The 7,896-nt window shown below is 63.3% G+C and carries 4 protein-coding genes; all 4 read right to left on the bottom strand.

Features of this window, described 5'->3' with window-relative positions; all coding sequences use genetic code 11:
* Positions 1 to 4,011, bottom strand: a 4,011-nt coding sequence (locus CIC12_RS00970) for a type I polyketide synthase (protein ID WP_168661311.1), incomplete at its 3' end; no start/stop codon positions are given.
* On the bottom strand, positions 4,008 to 5,537 hold the full coding sequence (locus CIC12_RS00965) for a sulfatase-like hydrolase/transferase (protein WP_168661309.1): 1,530 nt from the start codon (positions 5,535 to 5,537) through the stop codon (positions 4,008 to 4,010). The genes CIC12_RS00970 and CIC12_RS00965, both read right to left, overlap by 4 nt.
* A gap of 15 nt (positions 5,538 to 5,552) precedes the next feature.
* A complete protein-coding gene (locus CIC12_RS00960) occupies positions 5,553 to 6,338 on the bottom strand; it encodes an SDR family NAD(P)-dependent oxidoreductase (RefSeq protein ID WP_168661307.1) in 786 nt (261 codons plus the stop codon).
* Positions 6,331 to 7,539, bottom strand: coding sequence for a capsule biosynthesis protein (locus tag CIC12_RS00955; RefSeq protein ID WP_168661305.1), 1,209 nt, complete (start codon positions 7,537 to 7,539; stop codon positions 6,331 to 6,333). The genes CIC12_RS00960 and CIC12_RS00955 overlap by 8 nt, the downstream gene beginning before the upstream one ends.
* Positions 7,540 to 7,896 lie beyond the last annotated feature (357 nt).

The following is a 7,896-nucleotide window of genomic DNA, read 5'->3' as shown; positions in this document are numbered from 1 at the left end:
CAGTTCGGCGACGTGCGCGGGTGATTGCGCGAGCAGATCGCGCCATAGTTCGTCGATACCGGGCAAGCTCGCGCAAGCCTCGGCATCACGTACGAGACGCGTGCCTTCGCGACGCGCGAGACCATCTTCGACGACGATCTGCGCTAGCCGCGCGAGCAGCGCCGGATGCGCGCAATCCGGCAGCGACGCCTGTTCGAAAACGTTCAACGCGTCGAGCGCACGCAACGCGTAGGCGCCGGCGAGCACGTCGATGAGCGGCAGCATTTCGGTCAGATGTGACTGTCGGCGCGACTGGCTTTCGTGCGTGGCCAGCGCGGCAACGGCATCGTCGAGCAATGCGGCGGGATCGGGCAGCGAGCGCGCGTCGGCATCGCCCGCGAGCGGCTTCGCTTCGACGACATACGCATAACGTCCGGGCGCCTGCTGACGACGGCCCATCAGATCGACGCGACGGAAGCGGCATGCGCTGAGCCGCGCGACGATTTCACCTTGCGCGTCGGCGAATTCGAACGACGCCACCACCGAATGCGGGCTGCGCCGCTCGATCCGCGCCAACACGTAGCAGACCGCGTCGCCGCGCAAATAATCGATGCGGCCGAGTTGTACCGGCACATAAGCGGCGTGCTCGATCTGCACCTGATCCGGCGACGCGAGCAATGCGAAGAGCGGATGGAAACCGCTGTCCATCAACGCCGGATGCAATGCATACGCATTGGAAGCCGTGCCGGATTGTGCGAGCACCACGGGCATTTCCACTTCCGCGAGCGCGATGTCGGCGTGTGTATCGACGTGCACCGAGCGCACCCATCGGAACGCCGGGCCGTAGTTCAGGCCGATGGCGCTGGTGTTTTCATACAGCATGTCACCCGACATCGGCGGCCGGGCCAGCAGGTCGATCAGTGTCGTCGCCGGCAGCGTGGCTGCGTCGGCCTCCGCGCCCAGTGCGCAGCCGCTTGCAAGCAAACGGCCGGTGACGTTCAGCGACCACGCTTCGTCGGACATACGGTCGCGCGTTTCGATCGTGAAACCCGCGGTGCGCACATCGACAGTAAAGCGGAACAGCTTCGAATGCTGCGGCTGGAACACGACCGGCAAACGGATTTCGAGGTTCTCGAGCGCGCAGCTCGCCGTGCCGAAATGCACGCGCGCGGCGGCCAGCGCCATCTCGACGTAACCCGCTCCAGGGAAGGCGGCGCCGCCGTCCACCACGTGATCCGCCAGCATCGGCAAGCCCGTGGGATCGAGCTGGTTTTCCCACGCGAGCGCATGTTCGCGCAGGCGATAACCGAGCAGCGGATGTTCGCGGCGGCGATTGACCAAGTTGTAGGCCTCGGGAGTCGGGCCGAGCCAATGACGTTCGTGCTGCCACGGATAGGACGGCAGCGGCACGCGCGCGCCGAGCGGTGCAAAGCAGTCGGCATCGACACGCGCGCCGTTCGCGATCATCGCGTAGAGCGCGTAATCCAGCATGTGTGCGCTGTCGTGATGGCGCTTGAGCGTCGGCAGCGAGCGGCCGGCGACACGCGCGTCGTCTAGCGTTTGCGTCACGTAGGTGCGCAAGATCGAATGGGGGCCGATTTCGAGGAACAGACGCACGCCCATTTGCGCGGCCTGCGCCACCGCGTCGCCGAAACGAACCGGCTCGCGGATATTGCGCCACCAGTAGTGCGCGCCGAGTTCGGTGCCCGCGAGCTCCGCGCCCGTGACCGTCGATACGAAGCTGCATACCGCCGCGTTTGGCGCGAGATCCGCGAGACCTGCCAGCACGGCGGGCTCGATCGGGTCCATCTGGCGGCTGTGAAACGCGTAGTCGAGCTCCAGCAGCTGGAAGAAGCGGCCGCTCTCTTTGACCGCGGCTTCGACCGCCTGCAACGCGCCGAGCGGGCCAGCGAGCGTGACCGCTTGCGGGCTGTTCACGCCTGCGATTTCAACCGCGGTGTCCACACCGAGTTGCGCCAGCAGCGCGCGCATCGCGGCGTCGCCGAGACCGGCGGCGGCCATGCGGCCCGTGCCGCGCGTGCTCGCCTGAGCGCGGCTGCGAATCCTGATCACGTGCACGGCCTGCGCCAACGTCAATGCGCCCGACGCCCACGCCGCCGCGACTTCGCCGACGCTGTGACCCAGGCACACGTCATAGCCGACGCCGCGTGCTTCGAGCACACGCACCACGCCGACCTGGATCGCGAACAGCAACGGCTGCGAGTGCTCGGTTGCCGCGAGGCGCTCGGCGCTCACGCCTTCACGCAGCACATCGACCAGCGACGGGCTGCCGTCGGCACACCAGAACGCGTCGAGTTCGTCGAGCGCGGCGCGAAACACCGGCTCCTGTTCGAGCAACAGCTTGCCCATGCCGGCCCACTGCGAGCCGTTGCCGGAGAACACCAGCGCGAGACGCGAGTCGTCGCCGGGGGCGTCGCCTTGGACGAGGGCTGCTTCCGTCTGATCTGGCGTCGGCGCGGCCAGCGCGCCGAGTGCCGCGTGGGCCTCCGCGAGCGTGGACGGCGCGACGATTGCGCGATGCTTGAGCCATTGCCGCCGATGCGCCGCGTTGGCAGCCAGCGCGTTCCACGACGCGCCTTTATCGAGCGCGGACAGATAGCGTGCCGCGAGTTGCGGCAGCGCGGCGGCGGCGCGGGCCGACAGGATGAGTGGCGACAGCGGCGCCGTTGCGCTGTCGGCTTGCGTGAGCGCGGTGCTGCTTGTATCGGCTGCGATCGACGGTGCTTCACGCAGCACGATGTGCGCATTCGTGCCGCCAAAACCGAACGAGTTGACGCCGATCACGAGTGGCTCCACGCCGTTATTTAGCGGCGTCAGACGATCCACGACACGCAACCGGCCGCCGACGAAATCGATCGCCGGATTGGGTGTTTCGAAATGCAACGTCTTCGGCACGGCGCGGTGCTTCAGGCACAGGATCGCCTTCATCAAACCCGCCATGCCCGACGCGGTTTCGAGGTGGCCGACGTTAGTCTTCACCGAACCGATCAGCAACGGCTGGTCGACCGGCCTTCCCGCCGAGGCGACTTCCATCAGCGCGCGCGCTTCGATCGGGTCGCCGACCGCGGTGCCGGTGCCATGCGCCTCGACATAAGCGAGCGAGCGCGGATCGACGCCCGCGCGGTCGTAGACCGTGCGTAGCAGTGCCGCTTGCGTGGCCGCGCCCGGCACGCTGATGCCGCCTTGCGAATAGCCGTCCGAATTGACGCCCGAACCGGCGATCACCGCGTGGATCGTATCGCCGTCGGCCAGCGCGCGCTCCAGCGTCTTCAGCATCACCAGCGCGCCGCCTTCCGAGCGGACATAGCCGTCGCCACTCGCGTCGAACGCGCGGCAACGGCCGCGCGGCGAGAGCATCGACGCCTTCGAAAACGTCACGAAACCGAACGGATGCAGCAGCAGATTGACGCCGCCCGCGAGCGCCATCTCGGCGTCGCCCGATTGAAGAGCCTGACACGCCTGATGCAACGCGACGAGCGACGATGAACAGGCCGTATCGACCGACACGCTCGGCCCGCGAAGATCGAACAGATATGACAAGCGGTTCGATGCGATGCTCAGCGTGTTGCCGGTTGCCGAGTACGGGTCGACTGCGTTCAGGTCGTCGACGAAACGATTGCCGTAGTCAGGGCTCGCCACGCCGATATAGACCGCGCAATTGCTGCCTTCCATATCGCGCGGACGCACACCCGCGTCCTCGAAGGTTTCCCATGCGAGTTCGAGCAGCAAACGCTGCTGCGGATCCATCTGCTGCGCTTCGCGCGGTGAAATGCCGAAGAAGGCCGCGTCGAAGCCGGCGACGTCGTCGAGCACGCCAGCCGAGAACGTATAGCTCTTGCCCGCTTCCCGTTTCGACGGATGCTGATAGAACTCCGTGCCGAAGCGGTCAGCCGGGATCTGGGTTACTGCATCCTTTTCGTCGCGCAGCAACGCCCAAAAGTCTTCGGGTCCCTGGACATGGCCGGGGAAGCGGCAAGCCATCCCCACAATAGCAATCTGTTTGGTCATCATTCTGTTGTTGGGTGCAGCGTACGCGCCGGCGTTCCGCGCGGCGTGGCCGATTCGAGAGTCCGAACGAGGGCGACGCCGAGTTGTTCGGCGCTCAGATCTTTTGGGGTAGCGGGCGCGTCACCGTAGTTGCGCCAGATGAAATAGTCGCTGCGGGCTGGCTTGCAGCCAAGGCCCGCATAAACATGAGACAGCGCCGGAACGTGGTCGCCGTAAAAACACAGCACCGTATCACGGCGGCGCGCGCGCAGCTCGGCGAGCAGTTGGCCGAGCATCGCGTCGGCATTCGCGAGATGCCGCAGATACGCGGTGAGGTCGCGCCAGCGCGGATCGTCGCCGAGCGAATGGAAAGCGGCGCCCTCGCCCGCTTCAACCTGTTCGAGATGCAGCGGGCCGTGATTTTCCATCGTCATCGAAAAGATGAACGCGGGCTTGTCGCGAGGTTCGTCAAGCACCTTGATAATCCAGTCCGCGACTGCCTGATCGGAAACATACGGGCCTGCGCGCGGCGCGTCGGCGAACGCCTTGATATCGACGAAACGGTCGATCTGTAAATGTTTGAACGCCCGTTCGCGGCCGAAGAAATCCGCGTAGTACGGGTGGATCGCCAGCGTTTTGTAGCCGGCGTATTTGAACCATGAGGCGAGCGACCTGCACGCTTGACGCACAAACGCGTACGGATAGAAACGTGCGTAGCCGAGCTGAGTCTGGTCGATGCCCGTCAGCACCGCGAACTCGGTCCGCATCGTGTTGGCGCCCCATGCGGGCACCGTCAACTCGCCGTACTGGACCGACTCCCGGCGCGCGGTGTCGAAGTGAGTCAGGATGGCCGGATCGATCGGTTCTGCTAGACGCCGCGCGTCGAAAAACGATTCGCTCTGGATCAGAATGACGTCGGGAGTGGATTGCGGAGTGCCGCTCGTGAATGGGCCTGCGGCCAATGCTTCGCGCAGTTGGTCCGCGGTGGCGCGACGCATTCCGTTCAGCAGGTAGGCAACGAATACGGCGAAGAAGCCGTGACGCTTCTGGTCGTCGACGGCATTCAGTTTGAGCGGCAGGCGGGCAGCGAATACATATGCCGCGACAAGGCAGGCGCACGCGGTAATCAGAAGCTCGCCCACCGGGCGATGCACGAGCGGCCTCTCAGCCATGAAGCCCGCCACCACCACCACGATACCGACTACGATCGCCACTACCGTCCCGAGGCCGAGGAACGGCAGGTATAGACGTGGGTGCGCGAAAAGCTGGCTGAAGAGACTCAGATCGGTGAAAACGAACGGCTCTTTGAGCGATGCATATTTGGCGTTGCTCACGCCCGCCAGCAGCGCGACCAGCGCGACTGCGACGAACGCGGAAAACTTCACGCGTCCGGTGATCAGCAGCATGCACGCGAATAGAAAACCAATAACGGTAACATGCACCGCAAACGAAACCGGCGAGCGGCGCAACGACGCGCGCGGCGTCGCGATCGCTTCAGGCAGAAGCGCAACGACGGCCGCGGCCGCGAAGCTGATTGCCAACGTTGTCACCGGCGTTGCCTCCACTCAGCGCTTCTCCTGAGGCAGATACGACAGACCGCCGAGAATCGCATCGGCCATCACAGCAGGCAATAGCGGCAAAAGGCGCATGCCGAAGGCGAGCAAGCCGGGGAAAGCGATTTCCGCGCGGCCGGAGTTCAGCTTGCGCTTGATGTGCTGGGCCGCTTTATCCGCGGACCAGAGGAACGGTTTGCCGCCGGGGAACACGTCGCTCATGGCCGTCTTCACGAAACCCGGCAAAACGATTGACATGCGGATGCCTTCCCGCGCCAGGATTGGGCGAACCGAATCGCCGTACGCTTTAATCGCGGATTTGCTTGCACAATAAGCCGGCGAAATCGCCATGCCTCGCAGTGCGGCGAGCGAGCTGACCAACGCGATCTGGCCTTGTCTGCGCGCGCGCATGCGCGAAATGACTGGCAGAACCGCGTGCATTGCGCCGTAGAAATTGGTGTCGACAATCGCCGCAGTGCGCTCGAGTTCTTCCCAGTCGTTCGCGGATGCGAGCGTGCTGGCCGCTCCGGCGTTGGCGATGAGTAGATCGATGGGGTGGGCGTCGTCGAATTGATGCAGCCAGGCTTGCATGGCTTGCGCGTCGCGTACGTCGATCAGGCCGGTTTGTACCTTTGCGCCTTTTGCGCGGCAGGCTTGGGCTGCGGCTTCCAGGCGTTCAGCGTCGCGGCCGATCAGGCCAAGCCCCGTATCTGGCGCTGCGTAGGCCTGCGCGAGCGCGCGACCGAGCCCCGCGCTCGCGCCGGTGATGACGATGTGGCGCGGGGCGTTGTTAGACATGCTCCGCGGCCTCAAGACGTTGCACTGCGCCGGCGACCGCCATCGCGATGCCTGTTTTCGTGTAGAAGTCGCCGTTGATCTGAGTATGGTGGACAACGTAGTCGAGGAACGACTGATACAGGTGCATGTCCGGCTGCTCGGCATGCAGCCAGAAGTCGTCAAGGGAGCCTTGCCAGGTGAGTCCCTCCATGCTGTAAATGGCCGTGCCGAGTGCGATTAGCGGACGGCGATGATGCAATGCCGACAACCCGACCGTGCTGTTCACAACCACCGCGCCCTGCGCGTGGTCGAGCAGCGTGGGCAAATGGCCCGCGTCGATGAAGCGCATGCGGTCGGCGATGCCCAGTTCACGGGCGAGTTGTTCCGAATGACGGCGGTAGTCGATCAGGCCCGTGTCGAGCGGATGGTTCTTGATCACCAGCCAGCTGTCGGCCGGTGCGTGCCGCGCGAATGATGTCAGTACTTTAGCGATTGCCTCCCGCACGCTGTCGAATGGCGAATGAACGACGATCTGCGCATCCGAATTCAGTTGAAGCGGAAATATGTAATAAGCATGACCCGCGTTGAGCAGATCCTGCGTGATCCGATCGGAATCGCGATGATGCTGACGTTGACGCAACGCGCGGGCGGCCAATCCGGAGTATTCGAAGAAGCCGTTTCTCGGACGGTGGCTGCGGTAATGCGGAAAACGCGGCGCAAATAGAGTATTGGCGCTCCGGTAACGGATGTCGTGAAACGCGCGTTCGTAGAGGTTGTAGCCGGTGGGTTGACCGACTGGGCTGGCCGGAGTGGCGTGACGTTGTTCGAGATACCACGCAGGATCGCGCGGCAATTTTGAGCGGCCGTTGACGCCGTGGCTTTCCAGCGTTAGCCAATGTGGACGAACATAACCCTCTTCGAATACGTGGACTCGAAGACCGTGGGCCTGCGCGATCGGATGAATCGGGCGATGAATTTCGCGGCAGTCACCGAACATTATTACGTCGGTAAAATTACCTGCCTTCATCTTATTGACGTACCAATCCGATAGCTCACTGGATTGCAGGGAGAAATTCCACGCATCGCCAATACCGGCGTATGCGAGGTCGCCACCGCAGAAATTAACTCGGCGTACAGCATGATCATGCTCGCGCAACGCAGTGGCAAGTCGGCTAAAGAACGGAGAAGCCGTGCCTTGCAGGGCAAGAAAGGAGCGGTGCATGTGAATACGTCGAAAGCGCCCCAAGCCTCACCGACAGAACGCATAAGACACGCCCTTCCCCCGGAGACTTCGGAATCGTTTGAATAGTGGATGCTGGCCTTAAGCAAGGATGGAAGGATACAACATCACAAGATAAAAAATTAGAAAGATAGAAAAATTTGAGGAAATTTGTTGGAAGGAGACGGTGGCCGATGGCGCCCGGGATATCGAGTGGCTATAATCGACCGCCCAGGCTGTATCGGCTAAGCTGCATGCATTGTTTGACGCACGATAAAAGTTTGGCGCATGACAAAAACGACCTTCAATTTACGCCTGCACTTTCAGTCAAATTTGCCGTAAACGTGCTTGCATTGCTCA

It is taken from the genome of Paraburkholderia sp. SG-MS1 (assembly GCF_012275575.1).
Classification (GTDB): domain Bacteria; phylum Pseudomonadota; class Gammaproteobacteria; order Burkholderiales; family Burkholderiaceae; genus Paraburkholderia.
Note: the sequence above shows the minus strand (reverse complement) of the source record. Positions and strands in the feature narration are given on the sequence as shown.